Genomic DNA, 24,345 nt, shown 5'->3' with positions numbered 1-24,345 from the left:
CCCAGGGAGGAACCATGAGCGCCGACGATCTCGAGAACTATGAGACGGATCTGGAGCTGCAGCTCTACCGCGAATACCGCGATGTGGTGAACCTGTTCACCTATGTCGTGGAAACCGAACGACGGTTCTACCTCGCCAACGAGGTCGACCTCCAGATCCGCTCGGCCGACGGCGAAGTCTATTTCGACGTCACCCTCAAGGACGCCTGGGTCTGGGACGTCTACCGTTCGGCCCGATTCGTGAAAAACGTCAGGGTCATTACCTTCAAGGACGTCAACGTCGAAGAACTCGCCGAAACCGGGGAACTGACCACCAAGGATGCCGGCCTGGGCAGCTAGGCCGCCGCCATGAAAGACCAACCCACCCCCGTCCGGGACGTCTCAGGCCCGCTCGAACTCGTTCTCCCGGAACCACCACTGCTCATCTGGGACGACGGCGGAACACAGGGCACCGCCCGTTGGTTCGGTAGCGGCCCCGCCCCCCTACAGATCCAGGTCGTCGACGATACGTTGACGGCCGAAGACGCCTACCGGATGGCCCACCGGGGCACCGCGATGCTCTGGACCGGGGATTACCATAACGCCCGTCAACTGCTCAGCGCCCTCGGACGGCGGATCCCCGGCCCCCGCCCCGCAAAACGTGCGGCCGGCACCCAGGCAGAACGCGAGCCAGACGTCGGAGCCGAGTTCTACCGGCACCGTCAGGCCCGCTCCCGACGTTCGCGGATGTTGGCGTCGCTCCTGGTCCCGCTGGCCCCCGGACCGTCGGTGGACCTGCGCCGCGGCCCCGAGATCGCCACGGCCTGGACCCACGCCCACGGCCCCATCACCGAAGCCTCCGTCATCCCCCTGCAGGACCTGCTGGGGGTGCTGGGAGCCGAACAGTGGAGGGCGCGGGGAGTCCACGTCCCCGCGCTGGACGCTCCCATTCACCCGCATTACGGCACCTTCGCCCCGATCCGCGGGGAATACCTGGACTTGGTCGCCGGCGAAACCTTGCCCGAGACCGACACGGCCTTCGACATCGGCACGGGAACCGGAGTGATCGCAGCGATCCTCGCACGACGAGGCATGAAACGGATCGTTGCCACCGACCTTTCCGCCCGGGCCGTTGCCTGCGCCCGGGAGAACCTAGACCGGCTGGGCGTCGGCGCGGCTGTTGCCCTCGAGCAGACCGATATGTTCCCCACCGGCCGGCGTGCCGGCCTGGTGGTCTGTAATCCGCCGTGGCTTCCCGGTAGTGCGAACACCCTGCTCGATCAGGCCGTCTACGACCCCAAGTCCCGGATGCTCCGTGCCTTCCTGACCGGACTGCCGGAGCATCTGGAACCCGGAGGTGAAGGCTGGTTGGTGATCTCGGATCTTGCAGAGCATCTGGGGCTGCGTAGCCGGGACGAGCTGCTGGGCTGGATCGCCGCCGCCGGGCTTCAGGTTGCCGGGCGCAGCGACGTGAAACCCAGCCATCGCCGCGCCCTGGACCGCGAGGACCCGTTCCATGCGGCACGATCTGCCGAAGTCACGTCCCTCTGGCGGCTCATTCCCGCCTAGCGACACGACCTGAGGTTCGAGGCAGGCTCGGGCGGGAGCTCTGAGCTAGAGGCCCGTCTTGCTGACTCCATATTTGGCCTGCGCCGGGGTGTATCCCTCGAAGACCAGTTGCTCGATCAGCCCGGAACGGAAGAACGCCGTGTAATCGAGGTAATTCTCTGCGGCTTGGGCAGCCTGTTCGTTCCAATCAACGGTCAGCCGGTTCACGGCCCAGGTGGCATCGGCTTTCGAATACTTTTCGAAGACCAATTGTTCGATCAGCCCTGGCTGGGAGAAGGCCGTGTAATCAAGGTAGCTTTCAGCGGCCCGCCGAGCGTTCTGCTGGCTGGTCGTGCCAGCCGCAGCTTCGGCTTTCTTTTGCGCGGCTGCCTCTGCCTTGGCCTTCTTGGAGGCATCTGCCTTCTTTTCGGCAGCTTCAGCCTTGGCCTTCTTCGAAGCCGTGGCCTCGGCCTTTTCCGCGGCTGCCTTCTCCTGCGCTGCATCAGCCTCCGCCTTCGCAGACGCTTCGGCGTCAGCCTTTTCCCGAGCTGCCTCGTCCTTCGCCTTCTGGGATGCCTCAACGTCGGCCTTCTCCTGGGCCGCCTCATCGTCGGCCGCCTGAGCTACGGCTTGTGCCGAAGCATTCGGTGCCGAATCGGCTGGGCCGGGCACGGAAGCGGTGCCGCCACCGGCCACGTTGATGATGATACTCAGAGCGAAGAGGGCGAGGGTGACGATCAGTGCCACCTTCTTGTGCTGGTCGTAGCCTTCCAACGGGAGACCGCGCTTATCGCGGGTTCTATTCGCCAGTACGAGGATGAGATCGACCAGAGCCCAGACACCCAGACCACCAAAGGTGATCAGCTTGAGAATCCCTGTCCCGACTTTGCCCAGATAGAACCTATCCACACCGAACATCCCCAGCAGAAGCGAGAGCAGCCAGGTGGCGAGGAAGGATTTCGAGCTCTGCTGAGGTTGGCCGTAACCATAACCATTGGCTGGCGGATAGGGCGCGAAGTTGGGAGTTTGGCTCATGAGAGTCCTTTCAGGGGACACCTGACCGACGTGCGATACGTATCGTGCGGGATGGGTGCGAGACTGGGCGCGTCACCGGGAGGACCGATGCGGCGCGCGTGCCCCGGAAGCGAGATCTCTCGCCAACCACAAGTCACCAGCATTTTTGTTCCCCCCAGGACGCCGCGGGCGTCGATGCCCGTCCAACGGATGATACACAGATTTTTGGCGCCAAATCCATTGGCTTTGTAAAATGACTTGATGTCGCAGGTTTATGACCACAACCGGCATTTCAGGCGGCAATCGAGGGGAATGCCCGCCCGGGCCCACCGGTGACTTGACAAGCCTCGCCGCGGAATCATGTTCGTTGTTTTCGCCCGTTCCCTCAGCTTCGTGTGAGTCCTCCACAGGTACTGCCCTGAACCCCGCGTCCACAGCTGCCGACCCGTCAGGTCGACCCAACACACCTGCCGCCCAGAGTAGAGGCGGAGGTGGGTCATGGGACATAACCAGGAGCTGGGTCAACGCGGGGAAGTGTTGGCCGCTCAATACCTGATGGGGCGCGGCATCCACGTGTTGGCCAGGAACTGGCGGTGCCCGATCGGCGAAATAGACATCGTCGCGGATGACGCCGGGACCCTGGTGGCCGTGGAAGTGAAAACCCGTTCGGGGCTCGGCTTCGGTCATCCGGCCGAGGCCGTGGATGCGGTGAAGCTGCGACGACTGCACCGATTGGCTAGCGCCTGGTGTCGTGCGGCGGGCCAACCCCGACGGCGGCGCCGCGTGGATGTCATCGCCATTATCGCGGTCCCGGGGCAACACCACCGGGTCGCCTATTTCAAGGAAGTCACCCCATGAGCCTGGGCAGGGCCGCCGGGGTGTCCCTGGTCGGTTTGAACGGTCACATCATCGACGTCGAGGCCGATCTGGGCGGAGGGCTGCCCGCCTTCGTGCTGTTGGGGCTGCCCGATGCCTCCTTGATCGAAGCCCGTGACCGCATCCGCTCGGCGGCGCGCAATTCGGGAGTGCCACTGTGTCCGCGACGCATCACCGTGAACCTCACTCCGGCTTCGCTGCCCAAACGGGGATCCTCCTTCGATCTCGCGATCGTCGTTGCGGCACTTGCCGCTGCGGGGGAGATCGAGAATCCTCCCGACATCGTCTACGTGGCCGAACTCGGCCTGGACGGAACCTTGCGCCCCGTCGCCGGAGTCCTCCCCTCGGTGATGGCAGCAGTGAGGGCAGGAAGGCCACGAGTGGTGGTGGCCGAAGCCAACGCGGCCGAGGCACGCCTCGTCCCCGGGGCCCATATCAGCGCCTACCGTCACCTGGGCGAAGTTCTCTCGGACTATGGCTGCCTCGATACCGTGGTCCCGCCGAGGGCCCCGGCGCAGGTACGGACACCTACCGCAGCGCCGGGCACCACCGCCGAACTGCCCGGCGCGGCCACCGAACGCGCCGACCTCTGCGATGTGCTCGGCCAGCCGTTGGCACGCTTCGCTCTGGAGGTTGCCGCGGCCGGTGGACACCACTTATTGCTGGTGGGTCCTCCCGGTGCGGGCAAGACGATGCTTGCCGAACGGCTACCCGGCCTACTGCCCGATCTGGATCCCGTCGAGGGGATGGAGGCCACAGCCATCCATTCGCTGCATCGCGGGACGGCAGGCATGGATCAGCTGCTGCTGAGGCCGCCGTATGAAAGTCCGCATCACAGTGCGAGCATGGTCGCCCTCATGGGTGGAGGGGGAGGACTTCCTCGACCGGGGGCCGCCTCGCGTGCCCACCGCGGGGTGCTGTTCTTGGACGAAGCACCGGAATTCAGTTCCAAATCTCTGGACAGTCTGCGCCAACCGCTGGAATCTGGGCAGATCACATTGCACCGTGCCGGAGGTATCGCCACCTACCCGGCCAGGTTCCAGCTGGTGCTCGCAGCGAACCCCTGCCCCTGCGGACAGAACACGGGCAAAGCCCTGGACTGCCGGTGTACACCGATGCAACGCCGCCGCTACTTTGACCGGCTCTCGGGGCCCCTGCTGGACCGTATCGATGTGCAGATCGAAGTTCCTCGAGTGAACTCGGTGCATTTGGGGACGGGACGCGGTGAGGAAACCTCCGCCACCGTCGCCGGCCGGGTGGCCGCTGCACGACAGGCTCAACGCCGCCGTCTGAAGGCGCTGGGGCTGCGCCGCAACGCCGACCTTTCGGGAACCATCCTGCGCCACGAACTAGCCCTGCCCGGGCACGTCACCGCCACTGCGGATCGGCAGGTCGAGCGAGGATTGCTCACGGCCAGGGGATACCACCGGGTGCTTCGCCTGGCCTGGACCATCAGTGATCTGGGAGGACAGGAATGCCCGCGGCAAGGCGATATCGAAGTGGCCTTGCAACTACGCCACCACGCACGAGGAGGAAGACCATGAGCGTCGAAGCAGAAATACTCGTCGCGCGCGCCGGACTGTCTCGACTGATGGAACCCAACGACCTGACCGGGACCGCCCTCGTGGCTGTTAGCGGTCCGGTGGAGGCCTATCGGTTGATCAGTACGACCACCGGCAAAGCACCAGCCGCCGTACAACAGGCAGTGGCCGAACTCCTGGGTGGCGAAGCAGGAACCCGGGGTGCCCACCGCCTCGACGCGGGACTCGAGCGATGGAGGCCGCGCGTTGACGCCTCGGGGGCGGCACGGGATCTGGAAACCATCCGGCGCTTCGGCGGCGGCCTGCTCGTCCCCGAAGATCCCGCCTGGCCGGCGCAAGTTGACGACCTCGGCCTCGGCGCCCCGCTATGTCTCTGGTGGCGGGGGACAGTTCCTCCCCAGCAGCTGCCAGTCAAGGACGCCCTGATGGCCGTGGTGGGAAGCCGGGATGCCACTGACTACGGCCGACAAGTGGGCAGCCAGATCGTCTCCGAACTCTGTGCCCGGGGAATCACGATCGTCTCCGGTGGTGCCTACGGTATCGACGCACGCGCCCACGAGGCAGCACTTCACGCGGCATCTGGCCATGAGTGCCTGGCAACGGCGGCCGTCATGGCCGGGGGGTTGGACCGTTTCTACCCGGCAGGAAATGATGAACTCCTACGCCGGGTCGAAGCCAACGGGATGCTCTTCGCCGAGGTTCCCCCGGGGACGGCACCGACTCGTTGGAGGTTCCTGCAACGCAACAGGTTGCTCGCCGCGTTGTGTGGGGCGACGCTGGTTGTCGAAGCACGCTGGCGCTCGGGAGCCTTGACCACTGCCCGGCGCGCCAGTGAACTGGGGCGCGATGTCGGGGCGGTACCCGGATCGGTGTTCTCGGCCAATTCAGCAGGTTGTCATCGACTCCTGCGGGAAGGATCGGCGATCCCCATTACCGATGCTGCCGAAGCCTTCGAGATGCTTGGCACCATGGCCCAGTCCGTCACGAGCGGGGACTCAGTCCGTGACAGAGGAGTTCAAGCGGAGGAAACCAGACCCCATGACGGGCTCGATATCCAAGATCTACTGCTCATGGATGCCCTCCCCATCCGCCAGCCGGCCACCCCGGATAAGCTGTCCACGGTTTCCGGGCTGGGTATCGGAGCAGTCCTCGGTGGGCTCAGCCGGTTACAGGCCCGAGGCCTTGCTGAATCCAGTGCCGACGGCTGGCGACGCCGCCATGGGGGCTGAACCAGTCCTATCCAAACGACGGGGTGTCCTGCCAAGAGTGCGGCGTGGCAGCACCGGTTACCGTACAAACCAATCCAAACTGAGAATATGAGTAGTGAGCCGCATTCCGTGGACCCGGCAGCAGCAGGGTCGGCCGCCGGGGCTCGAGACGCGAGCGGTCTTCCGGTCGAGTACGAAGTGGCACTGGATGGCTTCGAGCGGTATCTGGCATTGGAACGTTCCCGGAGCGAGCACACCCGCAGGGCCTACCTGAGCGATGTGACCTCACTGCTCGAATTCGCTGCTACCGAGCACGGCATCAAGGCCTTGGCTGAAATCGACCTGGCCGTTCTTCGCCTTTGGCTGGGCGAGCAACAGGCCCGCGGCAAGGCCCCGGCAACTCTGGCAAGACATGCGGCATCGCTGCGCACATTCATGGCATGGGCCCTGCGTGAAGAAATCATTCCGGCTGACCCCTCGCTCCGGCTGAGATCACCCAAGAACGCCAAACGGCTCCCACATGTCCTGCAGGATTCCCAGATGCGCCGGCTCCTCGACGACGAACCGCAGGCTGAGTCCGGGGCCGCGCCAACGCCACGGCAACGGGCGGTGTCCGACCGTGACCGGGCCATCCTCGAGCTGCTCTACGCCACAGGAATCCGCGTGGGGGAGCTGACCGGCCTGGATGTCGACGACATCGATCATGATCGGCGAACCCTGCGCGTCCTGGGCAAAGGAGATAAAGAGCGTACCGTCCCCTTCGGGCAGCCCGCACACCAAGCACTGAGCGATTGGATCAGCCGCGGCCGGACCCATCTGGCCATCAACGGTTCGGGTCCCGCTTTGTTCCTGGGGGAGCGAGGTGCGCGCATGGGCGCACGACAGGTGCGTTCGATGGTCCAACGGGCCTTGGAGGGGCTGGGCGATACCGCAGCACGGGGACCACACGCCCTGCGCCACACCGCGGCCACCCATCTGCTTGATGGTGGAGCCGATCTTCGGACCGTCCAGGAATTGCTTGGTCATAGCTCACTGGCCACCACCCAGCTCTACACCCACGTATCTGTGGACCGTTTACGCAATAGCTATCAGCAGGCGCATCCACGCGCCTGACGCCTCGTGCCGCGATAAAAAACCCGGGACGGCCCGTCACGGTGGAGATTCGCACCGGAATCGGGCACAATGAAATCAGGCAGCATGTGCTGGCCTCCAAAAGTGACTGTGGTCGTTGGGGAAGACGTACCAACAGGAACTGGAGGATGGCATGTCTGTACCCATGACCCGGGGCGTACTTTTTGTACACTCAGCCCCGACAGCGTTGTGCCCACATATCGAGTGGGCCATCGGGTCCGTCGTCGATGAACGCACGGACCTCAACTGGACGCCGCAATCCGCCGCGCCCGGAATGTACCGCACGGAAATCCATTGGGCAGGACCCCAAGGTACCGGTGCGCAACTGGCCTCCGCCCTCCGCGGCTGGGCCCACCTGCGCTATGAGGTCACCGAGGAACCCAGTCGTGGCGTTGACGGAAGCCGCTGGTCACACACTCCCGAACTCGGCATCTTCCATGCCGCCACCGACTCCGCAGGCAACATCATGGTCGGCGAGGACCGGATCCGCTTCGCCTATGAACAAGGCGCCGGCGATCCCGCGGCCGTCTACCAAGAACTCTCCCTTGCCCTCGGTGAAGCGTGGGACGAAGAACTCGATCCCTTCCGCCATGCCGCCGAAGGCGCGCCGGTCCGCTGGCTCCACCAGGTCGGCTAACTCCACACACCCTCTCTGGATGCCATCGCTCTCCAGATCGTCCTGCCGACCAGTTCCCGGCACGCAACGATCAGGAGAGCAGTCGAATAGTCGTGTTGTCCTACAGATGACTCTTCGTCTCCGAAGGTCTTGAGATTAAACGACAAGGCCCGCACCGTTGGGTGCGGGCCTTGTCTGCGAGCGGGGCGTGACTAGACGCTGCGGATCGCCACCACGGCGTTGTGACCGCCGAAGCCGAAGGAGTTATTCAGTGCCACGATCTGCCCGGAAGGCAGTTCGCGGGGGCTTCCGGTGACGACATCCAGCGGGATCTCCGGATCCTGGTTCTCCAAGTTAATGGTCACCGGGGCCTTGCGTTCCTGCACGGCCAGGACGGTCAGCACGGATTCAACGGCACCCGAGGCGCCCAGGAGGTGACCCATCTGCGACTTCGTGGCCGAAACGCAGACCTCATCGAGCCGGTTGCCCAACGCGGCGCGCAACGCCGTGTATTCGGGCTTATCGCCCACCGGCGTGGAGGTCGCATGCGCGTTGACGTGCACGACGTCCTCGGGCTGAATGAGACCGTCAAACATGGCTGCCTTCAACGCCCGGGTGGCACCCAGACCCTCGGGGTCTGGGGCGGTGATGTGGTAGGCATCTGCGGTAACCGAGGTACCAGCCAACTCAGCATAAATATGAGCCCCACGGGCCAGTGCATGCTCTTCTGCCTCGAGGACCAGGGCGCCAGCGCCCTCGCCCATCACAAAGCCGTCGCGGTCAATGTCATAGGGGCGCGAGGCATGTTCGGGATCGTCATTGCGCTTAGACAGCGCCTGCATGGCTGAGAAGGAGGCCATCGGCATGGGGTGGATAGCCGCTTCGGCACCACCACACATCACGACATCCGCCTTGCCGGAACGGATCAGCTCGAGCCCCATATGCATGGCCTCGGTTCCCGAGGCGCACGCGGACACGGGGGTGTGGGCGCCGGCCCGCGCCCCGAGATCCAGACTCACGGCAGCTGCCGGCCCATTGGGCATCAGCATGGGAACGGTCATCGGCAGCACACGGCGAGGACCCTTCTCCTTCAGCGTGTCCCATGCATCAAGCAGCGTCCATACGCCGCCAATGCCGGTGGCGAAGGTGACAGCGAAGCGGTCGTGGTCGACATCCTCGATCCCTGAGTCCTTCCAGGCTTCCCGTGCGGCCACGACGCCGAACTGGGTGGAGGGGTCCATGCGTTTGAGCTCGACCCGAGAAAGGACTTCCGCAGCCGGAGTAGAGGCCTTCGCGGCGAAGTGGACCGGCAGGGAATACTTCTCGACCCAATCGGCGGTCAAAGTGTGGGCGCCGGAAACACCCTTGAGGGCGTTGGCCCAGAGGGTGGGGACGTCCCCACCGATCGGCGTTGTCGCGCCGAGGCCGGTGATTACTACTTTGCGAGCCATCAACATACTCTCTGTGCTGTATTGCTGGGTGCGTAGAGCAGGTTGCTCTGCGCTTGAGGTTTAGGTGGGGTGGTCCGCCACGTTCGGCGGACCACCCAGAAGACCTGGGCTTCCCGGTTCAGGCTGCCCTAGCGGGGCCCACGGGAAGAACCGGAATCGATCAGGCCTGGGCGTTCGCGATGAAGTTCACGGCGTCGCCGACGGTCTTGAGGTTCTTGACTTCCTCGTCCGGGATCTTCACATCGAACTTCTCTTCGGCATTGACGACGATGGTCATCATGGAGATGGAGTCGATGTCGAGGTCGTCCGTGAACGACTTGTCCAACTGGACTGCGTCGGTGGCCAAGCCGGTTTCTTCGTTGACGATCTCGGCGAGGCCGGCCAGGATTTCTTCGTTGCTAGCCATGAGGCTCCCTTTCTTTGGTGCCGGGACTCTCCCGACGATTTTTCCCGCCCTGCGGACGGTGAACTTTAGTGATGTCCGGTCAACAGCCTAGGGCAGGACGATGACCTGCGCGCCGAAGACGAGGCCCGCGCCGAACCCGATTTGTAGGGCCAGGGTTCCCGAGAGCTCGGGACGTTCCTGCAGCATGCGGTGCATGGCCAGCGGAATCGAGGCGGCGGACGTGTTGCCGGTATCGGCAATATCGCGGGCGACGGCAACGGTTTCGGGCAGTTTGAGCTGCTTGACCATTTCGTCGATGATGCGCATATTCGCCTGGTGCGGCAGGAATACGGAGAGATCATCGGCGGTGATGCCGGCAGCATCCAGGGCGCGCTTGGCTTCCTTCGCCATGCCCCAGACGGCCCAGCGGAAAACGGTCTGGCCGTCCTGGCGCAGGGTGGGCCACAGCTTGGCCTCGGTGCCGGCGACCATGGCGTCACCTGCGGGGTCTTCTTCGGCCTGTACGGCGACATCGCGCAGATCCAGCATTGAATGGGTCATCCCGATGGCATCCCATTTCCCGCCATCCGAACCCCATACCGAGGGGCCGATACCCGGTGTGTCTGAAGGCCCCACGATGACCGCGCCGGCACCGTCGCCGAGCAGGAAGGAGATGGTGCGTTCGTGGTTGTCGATGATGTCCGAGAGCTTCTCGGCTCCGACGACCAGAACATACTCGGCGGCACCGGACTTCACCAGCGCATCGGCCTGGGCGACGCCGTAGCAGTAGCCGGCGCAGGCCGCCGAGATATCGAAGGCCGGGGCCGGGGTGGCTTCCAGCCGGTGGGCCAGTGCCGAGGCCGCAGAGGGGGTGGCATAGGGGGAGGTCACCGTGGAAATGATGACGGCACCGAGCTGGGATCCTTCGATGCCAGCGTTTTCCAGTGCCTGGCGGGAAGCGGTCTCGGCCAGGTCGACCAAGGAGGTCTCGGCGTCGGCCCGGCGTCGGGTGACGATGCCCGTCCGCTTCTGGATCCACTCATCGGAGGAGTCGATCCACTGGCAGACGTCTTCGTTGGTGACGATGACGTCTCCGCGTGCGGCACCCACACCCATGATGCGGGTGTACTCCCGCGGGCTGTTCTGGGAAAGTACTGCGCTCACGTTAGTTCCTGTCCTCTGCGGTGGCCGTCTGGCCATGTTCGTTGATAAATTCGCGGGCCGCCTCGAGATCCTCGGGGGACTTCAGCGCCATCGTTGGCAGCCCCTTCAGCCCGCGGCGGGCCAACCCCACCAGGGTTCCTGCCGGCGGCAGTTCCAGGATGCCGGTGACACCTTCAGCGGCCATCGTCTCCATGCACAGGTCCCAGCGGACCGGACGGGAGACCTGCGCCACCAAGCTGGAGAGGTTGGCTGCGCCGTCGCTGACTGCCCCGCCGTCGTAGTTGCTCAGCAGCGTTACTGCTGGATCTGCAGGGTGCAGCGAGGGGAGCAGGTCCTGGAGCGTGCCGACTGCGGGGGCCATGTGTTTGGTGTGGAAGGCCCCTGCCACCTTCAGCGGCATCACGCGGGCCTTGGCGGGGGGCGAGGCGACCAGGGCGTCGATCTGCTCCCAGGTCCCTGCTGCGACGGTCTGTCCACCGCCATTGGCGTTGGCTGCGGTCAGTCCAAAGGCGGCCAGCGTCGCGGCAACCTCCTCGGGGTCCCCGCCGAGGACAGCTGCCATGCCGGTGGGGGTGACGGCTGCGGCCTCGGCCATGGCATTGGCACGTTCTCGCACGAAGACCATCGCGTCGGCCTCGGGCAGGGCGTTGGCTAAGGCGGCAGCGGTGATCTCACCAACGGAGTGCCCCGCCAGTACGGTCGAGGTGGGGAGCTGGCTCAGGCCAGCCTCGCCGAGCAGGGCGCGGGCGGCGATCAGACCGGCGGCAACGATGAGCGGTTGGGCGACTGCCGTGTCCTTGATGGTCGCCTCATCGGAAACGGTTCCGTGGGCCACCAGGTCTCGGCCGGTCAGCTCGGAGAGCCGGGCGAGGTGTTCGGCGACGCCGGGCACCTCCAACCAGGGTTCGAGGAATCCGGGGGTCTGGGAGCCCTGTCCTGGGCACACGATAGCTAGCACTGTTCCAGCTTTCCAAAGATCGGGGACATGACGGGTGTCTTGCGGCACGAAGCTGCGCGAGGGGCTTTAGAGGAATCCTACAACGACTCGGTCGCCTCCAGTCGTCCCACGACGAGTGCCGTCTGCAGAACGAAGGCCTCCCGGGGGACCAGCGGGTCCCATCCGGTGACGTCACAGACCCGTTTGAGCCGGTACCTCACGGTGTTGGCGTGGACGAAGAGTTCGCGGGCCGTTCCCTCCAATGAATGGCCCAGGGCCAAATAGCTGGATAGCGTCTCCACGAGGCCATTTCCTGCGCGAACCAAGGGTTTGTGGATCTCGTTGATCAGGGCAGTGCGGGCTGCGGCGTCGCCGTTCATGACGCGTTCGGGCCACAGGTCATCGGCCGCGACCGGGCGGGGGGCCAACGGCCAGGCGCCGGCGGCTGCAATGCCCTCGAAAGCAGCATGGGCGCTCGCTGCAGCATCGCGTAGGCTCGCAGCTTCAGGGCCGGAGACGATGGGGCCGGGGCCGAAATACTCCGCCAGCCGGGAGAATGTGGTTTCTAACTCTCTCACCCCGCCGAGCATGAGGATCAGCCGGTCACCCTGGATTCCCACGAGGCAGTCCTTGGCCACCCGCTGCCCGGCGCGGCGCAGGTCACCGACGAAGGTGGCGCCGGCATCCTCGGGGGAACTGCCGACAATGACGTGGATCCCCGACTGCGAGGTCCACCCGACGGCGGCAATACGTGAGCGCAGGGCGTCGGGGCTTTCGCCTCGCAGCACGGCGTCCACGACGAGGGCTTCGAGCCGGCTATCCCACGCACCGCGGGATTCGGCGGCCCTGGCGTAGACGTCAGCGGCGGCGAAGGCGACTTCCCGGGAATAGCGCAGAACTGCCTCGCGTAGTTGTACCTGCTCGGAATCGGGGGCCAGCTCGGGGACCTGGTTCTCCACGACCTCGACGATGGTGCGGATGAGCTGCAACGCCTTCTGCAAGGAGATCGAGCGAGTGAGCTCGGTGGGTGCGGTGCCGAAGACATCGGTGAGGACCCATTGTGGGGAACTAGGGCGTTCGTACCAGGAGACGAAGGAGGCGATACCCTTCTGGGCGACCAGGCCCAGTGCCGCGCGTTCCTGGGGTCGCAGTCCCCGATACCAGGGAAGTGACTGGTCCAGATGCTTCAGGGCGACCGTGGAAAGGATACCCAGATGGGACTTCAAGCGTTTCAGTGTCTCCGGGCTGGCCTTGGGCTGACGCACGGGGCGGATGCGCGGGGATCCGGTGCCCGGACGTTCGTCTGTCATGCGTCCACCCTACGCACTGGCGGCCCGTGGCTCCATTTTGGAGGAACACTACAAAAGAAGAAGTCCCCCGGTCACCTGCCAGAGCAGGTGACCGGGGGACTTTCACCGCCCGGACGTGTCGACGGCGTTTCTTTCGCCGTCGACACCAAGGGTCGGGGTTAGGAATCGCCCCCGGCGGTGCCGGACGTGCCGGCGTTCACGTTGTCGATCTGGTACTTCTTGAACGCCTGGGCTGCACTGTCCTTGGCGACCTCGCCCCGGCGTTCGAGCATTTCCAGGGTTCGCACGACCATCGAGTGGGCGTCGATCTTGAAGAAGCGACGGGCAGCGGCACGGGTGTCGGAGAAACCGAAGCCATCGGCACCCAGGGTCGCGAACTCGTTGGGGACGAACTGACGGATCTGGTCCGGCACGGCCTTCATGAAGTCGGTGACCGCGACGATCGGACCGGTGGCCCCCGCCAGCTTCTGCGTCACATAGGGCACGCGGGGTTCGCTGCCCGGGTTCATGAACGCTTCTTCCTCGGCATCCAGCCCGTCGCGGCGCAGCTCGTTCCAGCTGGTCACCGACCAGACATCTGCCGAGACGCCCCATTCCTCGGCGAGGATCTGCTGGGCTTCCAGGGCCCACGGTACCGAAACGCCGGAGGCCAGTAGCTGGGCTCGCGGCCCATCGACCGTGGCCGGGGAGAGGAGGTAGATGCCCTTGAGCAGCCCCTCGACGTCCAGGCCCTCGGGCTCTGCAGGCTGGAGCATCGGCTCGTTGTACAAGGTGATGTAGTACATGACGTTGGGGTCTTCATGCTCGCCCCCGTACATCCGGGCCAGACCAGCCTTGACGATGTGCCCGATCTCGTAGCCGTAGGCCGGATCGTAGGAGACCACTGCCGGGTTGGTTGCGGCCAGGATCGGGGAATGCCCGTCCGCGTGCTGCAGGCCTTCACCGGTCAACGTGGTCCGTCCGGCGGTAGCGCCCAAGACGAAGCCACGCGTCATCTGGTCGCCGGCGGCCCAGAAGAAGTCGCCGGAACGCTGGAACCCGAACATCGAGTAGAAGATGTAGATCGGGATCAACGGTTCGCCGTGGGTGGCGTAGGAGGTTCCCGCCGCCGTGAGGGCAGCTACCGAACCTGACTCGTTGATACCGGTATGCAGGATCTGACCCTGAGGGGATTCCTTATAGGCCAAGATCAAGTCGCGGTCCACCGACAGGTAGTTCTGACCCTTCGGGTTGTAGATCTTCTTCGTGGGGAAGAGCGAATCCATGCCGAAGGTACGTGCCTCGTCGGGGATGATCGGGACCACGCGTTCCCCGAAGTCCTTATCCCGCATGAGGTCCTTGAGGAGACGCACGAAGGCCATCGTGGTGGCCGCCTGCTGCTTGCCCGAGCCCTTCTTGGCGACCGCGTAGGCCTTGTCCTCGGGCAGGTGCAGAGGCGTGTGCTTGGTCCGACGTTCGGGGACCGAACCGCCCAAAGCCGCACGACGTTCCATCATGTACTTGATTTCGGGGGCATCCATCCCCGGGTGGTAGTACGGCGGGGCGTACGGGTCGGCTTCGAGCTGCTCATCGGTGATCGGGATCCGCAGGTGATCGCGGAACCCCTTCAGATCATCAAGGGTCAGCTTCTTCATCTGGTGGGTCGCGTTGCGCGCCTCGAAGCTGTTGCCCAGGCCGTAGCCCTTGACCGTCTTGGTCAGGATGACCGTGGGCTTGCCCTTGAACTCGGTGGCTGCCTTATACGCGGCATACATCTTGTTGTAGTCGTGGCCGCCACGCTTCAGATTCCAGATTTGGGCGTCGGTCAGATCGGCAACCAGTTCCTTGGTCTGCGGAGACTTGCCGAAGAAGTGTTCGCGGATGAATCCGCCCGATTCGGCCTTATAGGTCTGGTAGTCGCCATCGGGCGTCTGGTTCATGATGTCGACCAGCGAGCCAGTGTCGTCCTTGTCCAGCAGATCGTCCCATTCGCGGCCCCACACGACCTTGATGACGTTCCAGCCGGCACCGCGGAAGAAGGCTTCGAGCTCCTGCATGATCTTCCCGTTGCCTCGCACCGGGCCATCAAGGCGCTGCAGGTTGCAGTTGATCACGAAGTTGAGGTTGTCCAGCTGTTCGTTGGCTGCCAACTGGAGGAAGCCGCGTGATTCCGGCTCGTCCATCTCGCCGTCGCCCAGGAAGGCCCAGACGTTCTGGTCGGAGGTGTCCTTGATGCCACGGTTATGCAGGTAGCGGTTCAGCTGGGCCTGATAGATGGCGTTGGACGGCCCGATCCCCATGGAGACCGTGGGAAATTCCCAGAAGTCGGGCATGGAATGGGGGTGTGGGTAGGAAGGCAGCGCATGGCCCTCCTTGGACTTTTCCTGGCGGAAGCCGTCGAGGTCCTCCTCGGTCAGCCGTCCTTCCAGGAAGGCGCGGGCATACATCCCGGGGGAGGCGTGGCCCTGGAAGAAGACCTGGTCGCCGCCGCCGGGGTGGTCCTTGCCGCGGAAGAAATGGTTGAAGCCGACTTCATACAGCGTGGCCGCACCGGCGTAGGTGGAGATATGCCCGCCGACCCCGATATCGGGGTGCTGGCCGCGGTGGACCATGATGGCGGCATTCCAACGCATCCAGGCACGGTAACGACGTTCGGTCTCTTCGTGTCCGGGGAACTCGGGTTCCTGGTCCACGGGGATGGTATTGACATAGTCGGTGGTGGTCACCATGGGGACACCGACGCTCTGGGCACCCGCGCGTTGCAGGAGAGAGCGGACGATGAACTGGGCCCGTTCGGTGCCCTGGGCCTCGACCAGACCGTCGAAGGATTCAATCCATTCGGCGGTTTCCTCCGGATCGCGGTCCGGCAGCTGGCTGGTCAAGCCACTGCGAATGTGGGAAATGTGTTCCTCTTCAGCCACGTCCAACTTCTCCTCGGTACGGGTTACAGCGTGGGGAATGCGACGTTCCCGTTGTTGGAGCGGGGCGCGTCGCGGCGGCAAGGCCGCTTGACGATGGATGCACGCCTCGTGGGTGTGAGTCCATCCCGTCCACTGTAGTTGTCTTTCTCCGGTGATGCGTAGCCGAGGGTGTCGTCGGTGACCTTGGTTACGCTCACTCAACCCGCCGCCGAGCTGGCGACGACCGGTGGTATCTGGCCTTCATTCGGGCCATGGAGGCATGATTTTCGTTCTGGAAGCGTGTTTGCGGGCTCTGCGCTTGATGGGAACTGTTTAAAGGTGTTGGCTTGAGAGGTGTATATGCATCTAGTGGGAGGAGAAACGTGAGCGACGCCGGAGCGGCTAAGACCGCAGCCGTGGAGAAAATGGGCTTCAAGGATGGAGACCTGATCCAAGAGCTGGGTTATGACGACGACGTTGACGACGGTCTCCGTGACACGTTGGAAGAAGTTACCGGCCACGCACTGCTGGCCGAGGACGAGCATGAAGTCGTCGACGGCGTCCTCCTGTGGTGGCGCGAAGGCGAGGGCGACCTCGTGGACGAACTCGTCGACTCGCTGACCACCCTGGACGAAGGAGGCGTCATCTGGTTGATGACTCCCAAATCCGGACGCGATGGCTTTGTCGGTGTGCCCGAAATTCAGGAAGCCGCCCCGACTGCCGGTTTGCATGTCACCAGCAGTGAAGGTGTTTCCGAGGACTGGACGGCGACCAGGCTCGTGGGGCGTCGATAGAACTAGTGACGACTGACCCCGGAACTCACCCACTGGTGGGTTCGCCCATTCCTGCCTTCAGCCTCCCGAATCAGTTCGGTGAGGCGGTCTCGCTGGAGGGTATCGGCGCCGCACGGGCTTTTGTGGTGTTCTACCCGTTTGCCTTCTCCCGGGTCTGCACGGGCGAACTGGCTGCCTTGGAACGGATGCGTCCGGCACTAGAGGCCTCAGGGGTTTCACTGCACGGGATCTCCGTGGACCATAAGCACGCCTTGCGGGCCTATGCGACCGAGCAGGGCATCGGGTTCGACCTGCTGGCTGATTTCTGGCCCCACGGCGAGGTAGCCCGGGCCTTCGGCTGCTTCGATGAGGACCACGGCCGGGCCCTGCGCTCGACGTTCCTGCTCGCCGGTGGGCGCGTGGTGGAGCATTTCAGCAGCGGTATCGGTGAACCGCGAAGCGGTCAGGATTACCTCGACGCGGTCGCCCGGCTGAGTCCCTGACGCGGGCGTACGGACGCCGAGTTGGTGGCGGAGCCGATTGCCGGTAAGCTCGATCCCCGCAAGGGCCTTTAGCTCAGCTGGTAGAGCGTCACGTTTACACCGTGAATGTCATCGGTTCGATCCCGGTAGGGCCCACGCTTCAAATCCCCGTTTTCCCGCGGCACAACCGCGAGGAAGACGGGGATTTTTGTCATTCCCACGCGAGTACTTCGGCGTAGGCCCGAGAGGGCACGATACTGCCCCGTGGGTCCCGCGTCAGCTACCAGGATCTAGGCTGTCCTGTATGCAGACCCGACTACCCTCCGACTGGACACCCTGGCGTCAGAGGTCCCCACTGGAGGGAAGACGGCCCACCAAGGCGGAGGTGGCCCACGCAGTGGACTCGGGGCAGGGCCGGGAAGACGTCCTGCCCTATCCGAGCGACCGGCTATCGGCCGAGCTGCTCCGATTGCTGATCGTGGGGATCAACCCCAGCCCGTGGACGGCGGCAGTGAATGCCCCTTTCGCCCGGCCCGGAAATCGTTTCTGGACTTCGCTGGCCTTGGCGGGAGTCATCGATCGAAAAGTTGATGCTTCGCGGGGACTCGCCGGGATTGACGAACGGATGCTGGCGGAGCGGGGCCTCGGAATCACCAACATGGTCTCGCGCACTTCGGCACGGGCCGACGAACTCACGACCGAAGAACTGTGGACCGGTGGTGCCCAGCTTGTGGAGCGGGTGCGCACTCTGCAGCCTCGAGCGGTCGGCGTGTTGGGGGTGACGGCGTTCCGTGTGGCGTTCAGGCAACCTCGAGCGAAGCTGGGGCTGCAAACCGACGCCCGGCCACCAGGTTGGCCTGAGGAGGTGCAGTTGTGGGTGCTGCCCAATCCCAGCGGACTCAATGCCCACGAAACAGCCGGATCGCTAGCGCAGAAGTGGGAAGAGGTCTGGCACGCTAGTGCCTGAGCTGTATCCCGGCATGATCTATTCTGCTGAGGGCCGCCGGTGCTGCGGCTTGCCGTCGGATCGCTGCTTCTTTGCGGCCCGATACCGGCGTTTGGAACCCCGCGTCGGTATCGTCGGACTCCGCTGGGGTCCTGCTAGGCCCAGGACCTTGCCCGCCGTCCTGGAATGAATCAATTCCGGGCTTGGCTGGCCCACATCAGGTAAGCAAGTACCGACAAAAACTCAGCGGATGACGTACCCGCACCAACGACGAGTCGGAAGCTGCTGAGCACGGCACTTATGCGCTGCAACCTCCGTGGACTCTGGCAGGGGAGCAGAGGTAGCTCACCTGAGCCTCTGATCGCGCCCCGCGGTTTGTCCAAGTAATCCCTAGTCGAGGAAGTAGGCGAGGGCCTGATCTTCTGTCTCCAGGACCTCGTCTGAAGTTACGCCGAGTTCCAGTGCGAGCTCGACTGATCCGAGGAGGCTGACCTCCACCTGGGGCGCGAAAGCCCGTTCGAGCACCTCGAAGTAGTCGGACATGCTCGCATCGAGCTTCTCGATGAGGTCCTGGTGCTCTGCCGCGAGCTCTTCGTCGAGCATGCGTTGCTTGCTGAGGTAATGCTGGATCAGCATCGCCTCCCTCTTGGAGAGGGAGGACGATGCAGCTTTGTACATGACTATGCCGACGGTGTTGCCGATCACGGCGCCGAGGACGGGCACTGGGATGAACGCCTGCCCGACGAAGGACGACAGTGCGCTGACGGCGGCTTCCAGAGAGACTATCTCGGCGTTCTCTATGAACTCCAGCTCGCCGATCTCTCCGCGGCGGAGCTTATTCGCCTGTTCCGCGATGCCGAAGGCAGCAGTGACAATCGAGCTAGCGACGGCTGCGGACGTGGCAGTGTAGTTCGTGAGCGAGTAGATGCTGTGGCCCCTGACGCCGCCCTTGATTAGGCCATAGCCGGTGTCACCCGCAATATCGATCCAATCCGCACTTGTGAAATCCTTAAGCTTCGGGCCCTGGCGCCGTTTCTCGACCACAGCCAGCATGAAGGCGGTTGCGCCCTCGATGGCAGCGGCCGCAAACATGGCCTTCTGGGCCTCCTGCAGCGTTGGCCGGCTGTCTTGGTAGGCTGCGTCCCGCAGTGAATGGTCGGTGAAATGGAGGGACTCCTTTTCCGCCCCCAGTGTCGAGCTGTAGGCGCCTCTCTGCACCTGGTGGTACTCCAGCTTGGAGGGTTCGAGTGACTCGATGCTGACAGAACCCTCGCTGAAGAAGGCCCTGACTCGTTCCCAGTCCCTGAGCGATGGGCCGTCCCCGTTCCGCGATAGGAACTTTCCCGCTTCCTCAGGCGGCATCGCGTGAAGTTTCTGTATCACCGCGAAGTGGTCTCCGGGGATCTGGTACTTCCCGCCGTTCTTGATGAAGTCGGGATATTTCTGGAGGTGCGTTGCGATCGCGCCGAGGCCAAAGCGGCCCTCGGCAGCGAAGAACTTCTGTTGGATCTCTACGCCATTGCGCAACAGGTCAACGGGGCCGTTGTTGTTCACCCACTGGTAGGCGGCACCCTCTCCGAGGATCTGGCTCCGGGCGTTGCCCACCCCCACCTCAGCGACCTCGGCGATGAAGCCGTGCATGCCCTTCACTCCGCCGCGGTTGGAAGCGACCACTTCAAGGTCAATCTTCCTGATCGCCGCGTCGACGCTGGCGAGCGCGTCTTGGAGATTCATGCTCTGCCTTCCGAGGGCACTCAGCAGGTTGTCAAGGCGGAGCTGGTTGAGGTGGTTCACCCAGGCAGCAACGGCCTGCTCCTGGTTGTTCTTTGGGAGCTTTGCTGCCTCACTCATCATCGGAGTCCTGCTTGACGCGCTTGCTCAGCAGCGACGCGCACGCTTTTGTGTTGTTCACCAGCGCGGCGAGCTGGGACTGCTGGGGTGCAGACAATGCCAGGAAGTTGGCGCCGAAGAACTCCAACGCCTCGCCGAAGCTTTTCATGAGCAGCCCACGGAGGGAAGCGCTGCGCTGGAGGAGATCGTCGATGTGCGCGTTCATGTCGTTGACGAGCGCTGTGTTCTGCTTCACTGCAGTCAGCTCCTCTTGCTTGGCTCCGCGGTTCTCGGACTTCTTCCTGGCGAAAACGGCGATCGATGCGAGGAGGGTAGCCCCTGCGACTGACCAACCGATGGGCCCTGCGAGTGCGAGTAGTGCACTGCCTGCAGCGGTGCCTCCGCCTCCGGCTGCGAGAGCCCCTCCTCCGAGCCAGGCTAGAGCAGCTTGGCTGGCAGCGGCCCCGGAAAGCGTGGAGATGGCGGTGCCGGTCGATGCCGAGCCGAAGGTGGTGGCTACCCACACGGCCGCCGTGGGAGCCAGGCTCGCGACCGCAGCACCCGCGGTGAACCCGGTACCGGCGCCAGCAGCCGACTGTCGTGCAGCTTCGAGCTCCTTCCGGGCGAACTCCTCCGTCGCCAGGAACTGGGCTTTGTGGAAGACGAGCTCATCCAAGTCGGTCTCGAATGACTTTGGGGTGTTAGCTATGCTGTTCACCAGCAGCTCAACGAGCTCGATCAGGTCCGTCGAACGCTCGCGCTGGCGTAGGAGGGCCAGGCCGTTGTCGCTCAGCGTCGTGAACGCGCAGTTGTATTCGGTGAGGGCCTGCTCGTAGGGGTCGGGCTCCTTCGCCGTCAACTTATCGACTGTCTCCACCGCAACGTCACTAAGGTGGCCGGCCTGCTCGGCAAGCTGCGCTGAGGTGTTCCGTGCGAACTTGCCGATGCTGCCGACGGCCTTGCCGAGGCCGTCCTTGGCTCTGTGCATCCTGAGAGGTTCAACCATCCTGATCTCCAAACTCCGTTGCCGGTCGTCTACTGACAAGAGCCTATCGACCACCGGTGACAAGGTGGACGTGTAAGAAGCGGCACGGGCCGACAACGGCACGCGCCAGCTCCAAGCCCATCCGGTCGGCGGTGTCTGGGAAGTACCTGACGACCCCGTTGGCTCGGGTTGTTTGCGTGGCATCCACTTGCTCGGCCGTGAGTAGTTTCCGCGTGCGTCCACGCTTCACACCCGCATTTTCCTTCAGGCGCAGGCGGGCGGTATGCGGGGGTGTTGCCGGTGGTTCAGGGGCGCGGTGACGACCCGTGGCGATTGCTCCGCTACTCCGCGGAGGGCCGACGGCGCTGGGCTTTGACGTCCGATCGCTGTTTCTTTGCGGCCCGATGTCGGCGTTTGGAACCCCGTGTTGGTTTTGTCGGACGCCGCTGGGGTCCCGCCGGGGCCAGGGCCTCGCGGATGAGTTGGGCCAGCTTCTCCACAGCGGTCTCGCGGTTTCGACGCTGCGAGCGTTGCTCGGAGGACGTGACGGTGATGGCTCCCGCGACCAGCCGGGAACCCAGACGGTCCAACAGCAATTCACGCTGTTCCTCGTTAACCGTGGTCGAATCGTCCATGTTCCAGAACAATTCCACGCGGCTGTCCGTCTTGTTGACGTGTTGCCCGCCGGGTCCCGAGGCGCGTGAGAAACGCCAGCCGAGCTCCGAGGCCGGGATCCTCAGAGCCGGCGATACGTACACATCCATGAATCAAGCGTCCCACGAAGCAGTGTCCCCGGGAGTCCCGCCGTCGTACTGGCCCCTGCTAGTGGGACGCCGGAACCTCCTGCGGAGCCGCCGGGTGAGGCGAAGCCAGGGCAGATCGTGGGGCCAATGCAGGAACACCGTATGGAATCCGCGCCGCAAGCGCAGGGCTGCCCCGCCATCATGGAAGGGGCGCATCGAGATGCCGGTGCGCAGGGTCGGCACGAAACGGAGCACATGCTCGACGCCCAAATGGAATGAGAGATCGAAATCATCGTGGACCAACCAGCGATCCGTATGGAGGTGATCTTGGACCTCGTGCCACGCCCGGCGCCTGAAGGCCATATTGGAGCCGAAGAGCGGCACATGCCCGAGGGCCAAAGAAGAGAGCGCAAAATAGGGCAGGAGGTAAGCCAACAGCGCCGGTCTGCGGAGGGCCGAAGGTCCGTCATTGAAGTGGGCTGGACCAGTGATCGCATCCACGCTGGCGTCGGCGTGGAAGGACCTGACGATCGTGGCGATCCAATCCGGAGCCGGCACCGAATCGGCGTCCAGCCGGGCCAGGATGTCGCCACGTGCCCGGTTATAGCCGGCAGCACTGGCGACACCGATCCCGGGGCGGGGTTCGAAGAGAACCTCTGCCCCGTTCCGCCGGGCCACCCCCGCGCTATCGTCGCTGGAGCCATTGTCCACGACGATGATTTCCCGGGGGGCCATCTGTTGCCGGGCGAGTGCCTCCAGGCAATGCAGCAATTTCCTGGCGTCGTCCTTGACCGGGATCACCACACTGACCGTCGATCGGTTCATGGGAGCTCCGATCGATCATGCTGCGCGGCAGCCTGCGCGGCGGAGCCCGACGGGACGGCGGATTCCGGGGGATCAGCCGTCAAGTAGGGAAGCAGGAATCCTCCGATCAGGGCCCCCAAGCCATCGGCCGCCAAATCGCCCATGGTGTCCTGGTATCCGACGTGCACCTCCGGGTCGATGAGGGTGTGTCCGGCCCACTCCAAGAGCTCCCAGACGGCTCCGGTGGCCAAACCGAGAAGGACGGTCGCCAGGACGAGTGCACCGGGGCGCTGGGTGGTCGGTGGCAGGATGCCTGCCCGTTGGGCGATCACCACGGACAGGACGGCAATCAGACCGCCCAGGACGGCGTGCATGAACTTATCCCATCCCGGCAGGAGCACATACAGGTCGAAGACATTGCTCCAGGCGGCTGCCAGCGAGGCGATGCCGACACAGAGGTCCAGGCTGCCGCGTAGTCCCAGCGCGCGGGGGATCAAGGTCGCCAGCACGGCCAGCATGAAAACCGCCACTTGGATCCACCCCCACCCCACGCCAGCGACCACGACGCTGATGAGCATGGCGGCCCTCACGAGATCGGCCACGAGCACCACCCGGTTCACGGCAGGCCGGAAGAGAGCCTGCTTCACCGTTTCGATGACTGGCCTCCTTCGGGTTGGGCCGAAAGGTTCGGGCCGAGGTTCAGTACTGCCTGCACCGGTTCATGATCCGAAACGGCCGCGCCGCCCAGACGCAGCGCATTCACACCCGCCGACTCGACCTCCAGATCGGGGGAGACGAGGATCCAGTCCACACGGGGGCCCGTGGTTGTGGGGCTGCGATACCTGGAGAACGTCGAACAATCGGCGCCGACCCTTCGCGTCGACACGTCCATGGCATCGGACAGAACGCGGTTGTCGACCAGTTCTCGGTGGGCCGGTGAGCCGGCCGTGGCATTGAAATCGCCCATCACGATCACTGGGCCGCAAAGCCCTGCCACGACCCGGCGCAGGAGTTGAGCCGAGGCAATGCGCGACGGCGCGGAAAACGGATCCAGATGGGTGACCAGGGCGTGGAAACGCAGTCCGGTCTCTAGATCGTTGAACTGGCACTGGACCACGAAGCGGGGTAGCTGGTTGCCGAAGGAGCGTGAGCCGGGCCGTTCGGGTTGGGCCGAAAGCCACCAGTATCGGGAGTCGAGGAGACGAAGTCGACGCCGATCGTAGTGCAGCTCGCAGCGTTCCCCGCGGCCACCGGTGGAACGCCCGGTACCTACGTGTGCATACCCGTTGCCGAGCAGGTTGCGAATTTCCCGCGAGGGGCCGGGCATCACTTCCTGCAAGGCCAGCAAGCTGGGCTGCTCGGCGGCCAACAGACGTTGCAGGAGCGGGCGCCGCCGTACCCAACGGTCCGCCGCCGGGAACCAAAAACGGGGCATTTGTCGCCGGACGTTCAACGTCATGACATGCAGCAGAGGAGCCGGCGTCGGGCCGATCAGCGGGGGCGGCGTGGAGTGGGCGGGGAATGACCGCAGAACGCTGTTCCCCTCGCCCGCCCTGCTGCCCATGCCGTCACGTTATCAGCAGACCAACGGACTACGCGGGAAACTGGCACAAACCCAAACACTTGTATTTGATCCTACAAACTGCAGAGGTTGTTGTCTCGAGGGTGTTTCGGCGGGATCCTCCAGCGTGGCTTCATCGGCTTTCCGCCGACGGGCGGGCGAACTAGACTGGGAATCAGTCAC

The 24,345-nt window shown here is 64.3% G+C and carries 23 protein-coding genes and 1 tRNA gene; 11 read left to right on the top strand and 13 right to left on the bottom strand.

Annotated elements, in window-relative coordinates:
- The first annotated feature begins 14 nt into the window (after nucleotides 1-14).
- Together CIK75_RS07330 and CIK75_RS07325 are read left to right on the top strand one after the other, a co-directional pair.
- A complete protein-coding gene (locus CIK75_RS07330; RefSeq protein ID WP_096223486.1) occupies nucleotides 15-338 on the top strand; it encodes a DUF2469 domain-containing protein in 324 nt (107 codons plus the stop codon).
- Between the two features lie 9 nt (nucleotides 339-347).
- Nucleotides 348-1,547 carry a class I SAM-dependent methyltransferase gene (locus CIK75_RS07325; protein ID WP_096223485.1) on the top strand — a complete coding sequence of 400 codons (1,200 nt, stop codon included), beginning with the start codon at nucleotides 348-350 and terminating at the stop codon, nucleotides 1,545-1,547.
- A gap of 45 nt (nucleotides 1,548-1,592) precedes the next feature.
- Here the strand turns inward: CIK75_RS07325 and CIK75_RS07320 are convergent, their stop codons facing one another.
- Nucleotides 1,593-2,561, bottom strand: coding sequence for an Ltp family lipoprotein (locus tag CIK75_RS07320; RefSeq protein WP_096223484.1), 969 nt, complete (start codon nucleotides 2,559-2,561; stop codon nucleotides 1,593-1,595).
- A gap of 477 nt (nucleotides 2,562-3,038) precedes the next feature.
- Here CIK75_RS07320 and CIK75_RS07315 point away from each other — a divergent pair, with 477 nt between their 5' ends.
- From CIK75_RS07315 to CIK75_RS07295, 5 genes are all read left to right on the top strand, one after another.
- Nucleotides 3,039-3,398: a YraN family protein gene (locus tag CIK75_RS07315; protein ID WP_096223483.1), complete on the top strand. Its 360-nt coding sequence runs from the start codon at nucleotides 3,039-3,041 to the stop codon at nucleotides 3,396-3,398.
- Complete coding sequence (locus tag CIK75_RS07310; protein ID WP_096223482.1) at nucleotides 3,395-4,960, top strand: YifB family Mg chelatase-like AAA ATPase; 1,566 nt, start codon at nucleotides 3,395-3,397, stop codon at nucleotides 4,958-4,960. Before CIK75_RS07315 ends, CIK75_RS07310 begins: the two co-directional genes overlap by 4 nt.
- The gene (gene dprA / locus CIK75_RS07305) at nucleotides 4,957-6,186 is read left to right on the top strand and encodes a DNA-processing protein DprA (RefSeq protein WP_096223481.1); all 1,230 of its coding nucleotides are present in this window, start codon (nucleotides 4,957-4,959) and stop codon (nucleotides 6,184-6,186) included. Before CIK75_RS07310 ends, dprA begins: the two co-directional genes overlap by 4 nt.
- Before the next feature lie 87 nt (nucleotides 6,187-6,273).
- Nucleotides 6,274-7,278 carry a tyrosine recombinase XerC gene (locus CIK75_RS07300; protein ID WP_096223480.1) on the top strand — a complete coding sequence of 335 codons (1,005 nt, stop codon included), beginning with the start codon at nucleotides 6,274-6,276 and terminating at the stop codon, nucleotides 7,276-7,278.
- 151 nt (nucleotides 7,279-7,429) lie between these two features.
- Complete coding sequence (locus tag CIK75_RS07295; RefSeq protein ID WP_086994482.1) at nucleotides 7,430-7,933, top strand: DUF3145 domain-containing protein; 504 nt, start codon at nucleotides 7,430-7,432, stop codon at nucleotides 7,931-7,933.
- Nucleotides 7,934-8,124: 191 nt separating this feature from the next.
- Here CIK75_RS07295 and fabF read toward each other — a convergent pair whose 3' ends face one another.
- The 6 genes from fabF to aceE all read right to left on the bottom strand — a co-directional run bounded on the left by fabF (nucleotide 8,125) and on the right by aceE (nucleotide 16,059).
- On the bottom strand, nucleotides 8,125-9,363 hold the full coding sequence (gene fabF / locus CIK75_RS07290) for a beta-ketoacyl-ACP synthase II (protein WP_086994500.1): 1,239 nt from the start codon (nucleotides 9,361-9,363) through the stop codon (nucleotides 8,125-8,127).
- Between the two features lie 160 nt (nucleotides 9,364-9,523).
- Nucleotides 9,524-9,769, bottom strand: a complete 246-nt coding sequence (locus CIK75_RS07285) for an acyl carrier protein (protein ID WP_086994485.1) — start codon at nucleotides 9,767-9,769, stop codon at nucleotides 9,524-9,526.
- Nucleotides 9,770-9,856: 87 nt separating this feature from the next.
- On the bottom strand, nucleotides 9,857-10,948 hold the full coding sequence (locus tag CIK75_RS07280; RefSeq protein WP_086994488.1) for a beta-ketoacyl-ACP synthase III: 1,092 nt from the start codon (nucleotides 10,946-10,948) through the stop codon (nucleotides 9,857-9,859).
- Nucleotides 10,914-11,870, bottom strand: a complete 957-nt coding sequence (locus tag CIK75_RS07275) for an ACP S-malonyltransferase (RefSeq protein ID WP_096223479.1) — start codon at nucleotides 11,868-11,870, stop codon at nucleotides 10,914-10,916. The genes CIK75_RS07280 and CIK75_RS07275 overlap by 35 nt, the downstream gene beginning before the upstream one ends.
- A 77-nt stretch (nucleotides 11,871-11,947) precedes the next feature.
- A complete protein-coding gene (locus tag CIK75_RS07270; RefSeq protein WP_086994493.1) occupies nucleotides 11,948-13,159 on the bottom strand; it encodes a helix-turn-helix domain-containing protein in 1,212 nt (403 codons plus the stop codon).
- A gap of 158 nt (nucleotides 13,160-13,317) precedes the next feature.
- Nucleotides 13,318-16,059 (bottom strand): pyruvate dehydrogenase (acetyl-transferring), homodimeric type, encoded by a 2,742-nt coding sequence (gene aceE, locus CIK75_RS07265; RefSeq protein ID WP_086994496.1) that lies wholly within the window; start codon nucleotides 16,057-16,059, stop codon nucleotides 13,318-13,320.
- Nucleotides 16,060-16,421: 362 nt separating this feature from the next.
- Here aceE and CIK75_RS07260 point away from each other — a divergent pair, with 362 nt between their 5' ends.
- From CIK75_RS07260 to CIK75_RS07245, 4 genes are all read left to right on the top strand, one after another.
- A complete protein-coding gene (locus CIK75_RS07260; RefSeq protein ID WP_096223478.1) occupies nucleotides 16,422-16,832 on the top strand; it encodes a DUF3052 domain-containing protein in 411 nt (136 codons plus the stop codon).
- Between the two features lie 35 nt (nucleotides 16,833-16,867).
- Entirely contained in the window at nucleotides 16,868-17,314 is a 447-nt protein-coding gene (locus tag CIK75_RS07255) for a redoxin domain-containing protein (protein WP_158225918.1), read from the top strand.
- Nucleotides 17,315-17,376: 62 nt separating this feature from the next.
- Nucleotides 17,377-17,449, top strand: a tRNA-Val gene (locus tag CIK75_RS07250).
- Between the two features lie 229 nt (nucleotides 17,450-17,678).
- A complete protein-coding gene (locus CIK75_RS07245) occupies nucleotides 17,679-18,260 on the top strand; it encodes a mismatch-specific DNA-glycosylase (protein WP_241895354.1) in 582 nt (193 codons plus the stop codon).
- Nucleotides 18,261-18,629: 369 nt separating this feature from the next.
- On the opposite strand, the gene CIK75_RS07240 is transcribed toward CIK75_RS07245, so the two are convergent.
- From CIK75_RS07240 to CIK75_RS07210, 6 genes are all read right to left on the bottom strand, one after another.
- On the bottom strand, nucleotides 18,630-20,090 hold the full coding sequence (locus CIK75_RS07240) for a hypothetical protein (protein ID WP_096223475.1): 1,461 nt from the start codon (nucleotides 20,088-20,090) through the stop codon (nucleotides 18,630-18,632).
- Complete coding sequence (locus CIK75_RS07235) at nucleotides 20,083-21,075, bottom strand: hypothetical protein (RefSeq protein WP_198962402.1); 993 nt, start codon at nucleotides 21,073-21,075, stop codon at nucleotides 20,083-20,085. The genes CIK75_RS07240 and CIK75_RS07235 overlap by 8 nt, the downstream gene beginning before the upstream one ends.
- A 320-nt stretch (nucleotides 21,076-21,395) precedes the next feature.
- Nucleotides 21,396-21,818 carry an alternative ribosome rescue aminoacyl-tRNA hydrolase ArfB gene (arfB, locus tag CIK75_RS07225; protein WP_096223473.1) on the bottom strand — a complete coding sequence of 141 codons (423 nt, stop codon included), beginning with the start codon at nucleotides 21,816-21,818 and terminating at the stop codon, nucleotides 21,396-21,398.
- A 3-nt stretch (nucleotides 21,819-21,821) separates the two neighbouring features.
- Nucleotides 21,822-22,622, bottom strand: coding sequence for a glycosyltransferase family A protein (locus CIK75_RS07220; protein WP_096223472.1), 801 nt, complete (start codon nucleotides 22,620-22,622; stop codon nucleotides 21,822-21,824).
- Nucleotides 22,619-23,248, bottom strand: coding sequence for a hypothetical protein (locus tag CIK75_RS07215; RefSeq protein ID WP_096223471.1), 630 nt, complete (start codon nucleotides 23,246-23,248; stop codon nucleotides 22,619-22,621). The genes CIK75_RS07220 and CIK75_RS07215 overlap by 4 nt, the downstream gene beginning before the upstream one ends.
- The gene (locus CIK75_RS07210; protein ID WP_158225917.1) at nucleotides 23,245-24,060 is read right to left on the bottom strand and encodes an endonuclease/exonuclease/phosphatase family protein; all 816 of its coding nucleotides are present in this window, start codon (nucleotides 24,058-24,060) and stop codon (nucleotides 23,245-23,247) included. Before CIK75_RS07210 ends, CIK75_RS07215 begins: the two co-directional genes overlap by 4 nt.
- Between the last annotated feature and the right edge of the window lie 285 nt (nucleotides 24,061-24,345).

It is taken from the genome of Glutamicibacter sp. BW78 (assembly GCF_002332245.1).
Classification (GTDB): domain Bacteria; phylum Actinomycetota; class Actinomycetes; order Actinomycetales; family Micrococcaceae; genus Arthrobacter_H; species Arthrobacter_H rhombi_A.
Note: the sequence above shows the minus strand (reverse complement) of the source record. Positions and strands in the feature narration are given on the sequence as shown.

Excerpts from the sequence above, each read along its gene's own strand:
- dprA (WP_096223481.1), top strand. The coding sequence starts at position 4,957 with ATGAGCGTCGAAGCAGAAATACTCGTCGCGCGCGCCGGACTGTCTCGA.
- CIK75_RS07280 (WP_086994488.1), bottom strand. The coding sequence starts at position 10,948 with ATGGCCAGACGGCCACCGCAGAGGACAGGAACTAACGTGAGCGCAGTA.
- CIK75_RS07315 (WP_096223483.1), top strand. The coding sequence starts at position 3,039 with ATGGGACATAACCAGGAGCTGGGTCAACGCGGGGAAGTGTTGGCCGCT.
- CIK75_RS07320 (WP_096223484.1), bottom strand. The coding sequence starts at position 2,561 with ATGAGCCAAACTCCCAACTTCGCGCCCTATCCGCCAGCCAATGGTTAT.
- fabF (WP_086994500.1), bottom strand. The coding sequence starts at position 9,363 with ATGGCTCGCAAAGTAGTAATCACCGGCCTCGGCGCGACAACGCCGATC.
- CIK75_RS07270 (WP_086994493.1), bottom strand. The coding sequence starts at position 13,159 with ATGACAGACGAACGTCCGGGCACCGGATCCCCGCGCATCCGCCCCGTG.
- CIK75_RS07325 (WP_096223485.1), top strand. The coding sequence starts at position 348 with ATGAAAGACCAACCCACCCCCGTCCGGGACGTCTCAGGCCCGCTCGAA.
- CIK75_RS07235 (WP_198962402.1), bottom strand. The coding sequence starts at position 21,075 with ATGGTTGAACCTCTCAGGATGCACAGAGCCAAGGACGGCCTCGGCAAG.
- CIK75_RS07330 (WP_096223486.1), top strand. The coding sequence starts at position 15 with ATGAGCGCCGACGATCTCGAGAACTATGAGACGGATCTGGAGCTGCAG.
- arfB (WP_096223473.1), bottom strand. The coding sequence starts at position 21,818 with ATGGATGTGTACGTATCGCCGGCTCTGAGGATCCCGGCCTCGGAGCTC.
- CIK75_RS07310 (WP_096223482.1), top strand. The coding sequence starts at position 3,395 with ATGAGCCTGGGCAGGGCCGCCGGGGTGTCCCTGGTCGGTTTGAACGGT.
- CIK75_RS07240 (WP_096223475.1), bottom strand. The coding sequence starts at position 20,090 with ATGAGTGAGGCAGCAAAGCTCCCAAAGAACAACCAGGAGCAGGCCGTT.
- CIK75_RS07300 (WP_096223480.1), top strand. The coding sequence starts at position 6,274 with ATGAGTAGTGAGCCGCATTCCGTGGACCCGGCAGCAGCAGGGTCGGCC.
- CIK75_RS07210 (WP_158225917.1), bottom strand. The coding sequence starts at position 24,060 with ATGACGTTGAACGTCCGGCGACAAATGCCCCGTTTTTGGTTCCCGGCG.
- CIK75_RS07285 (WP_086994485.1), bottom strand. The coding sequence starts at position 9,769 with ATGGCTAGCAACGAAGAAATCCTGGCCGGCCTCGCCGAGATCGTCAAC.
- CIK75_RS07220 (WP_096223472.1), bottom strand. The coding sequence starts at position 22,622 with ATGAACCGATCGACGGTCAGTGTGGTGATCCCGGTCAAGGACGACGCC.
- CIK75_RS07295 (WP_086994482.1), top strand. The coding sequence starts at position 7,430 with ATGTCTGTACCCATGACCCGGGGCGTACTTTTTGTACACTCAGCCCCG.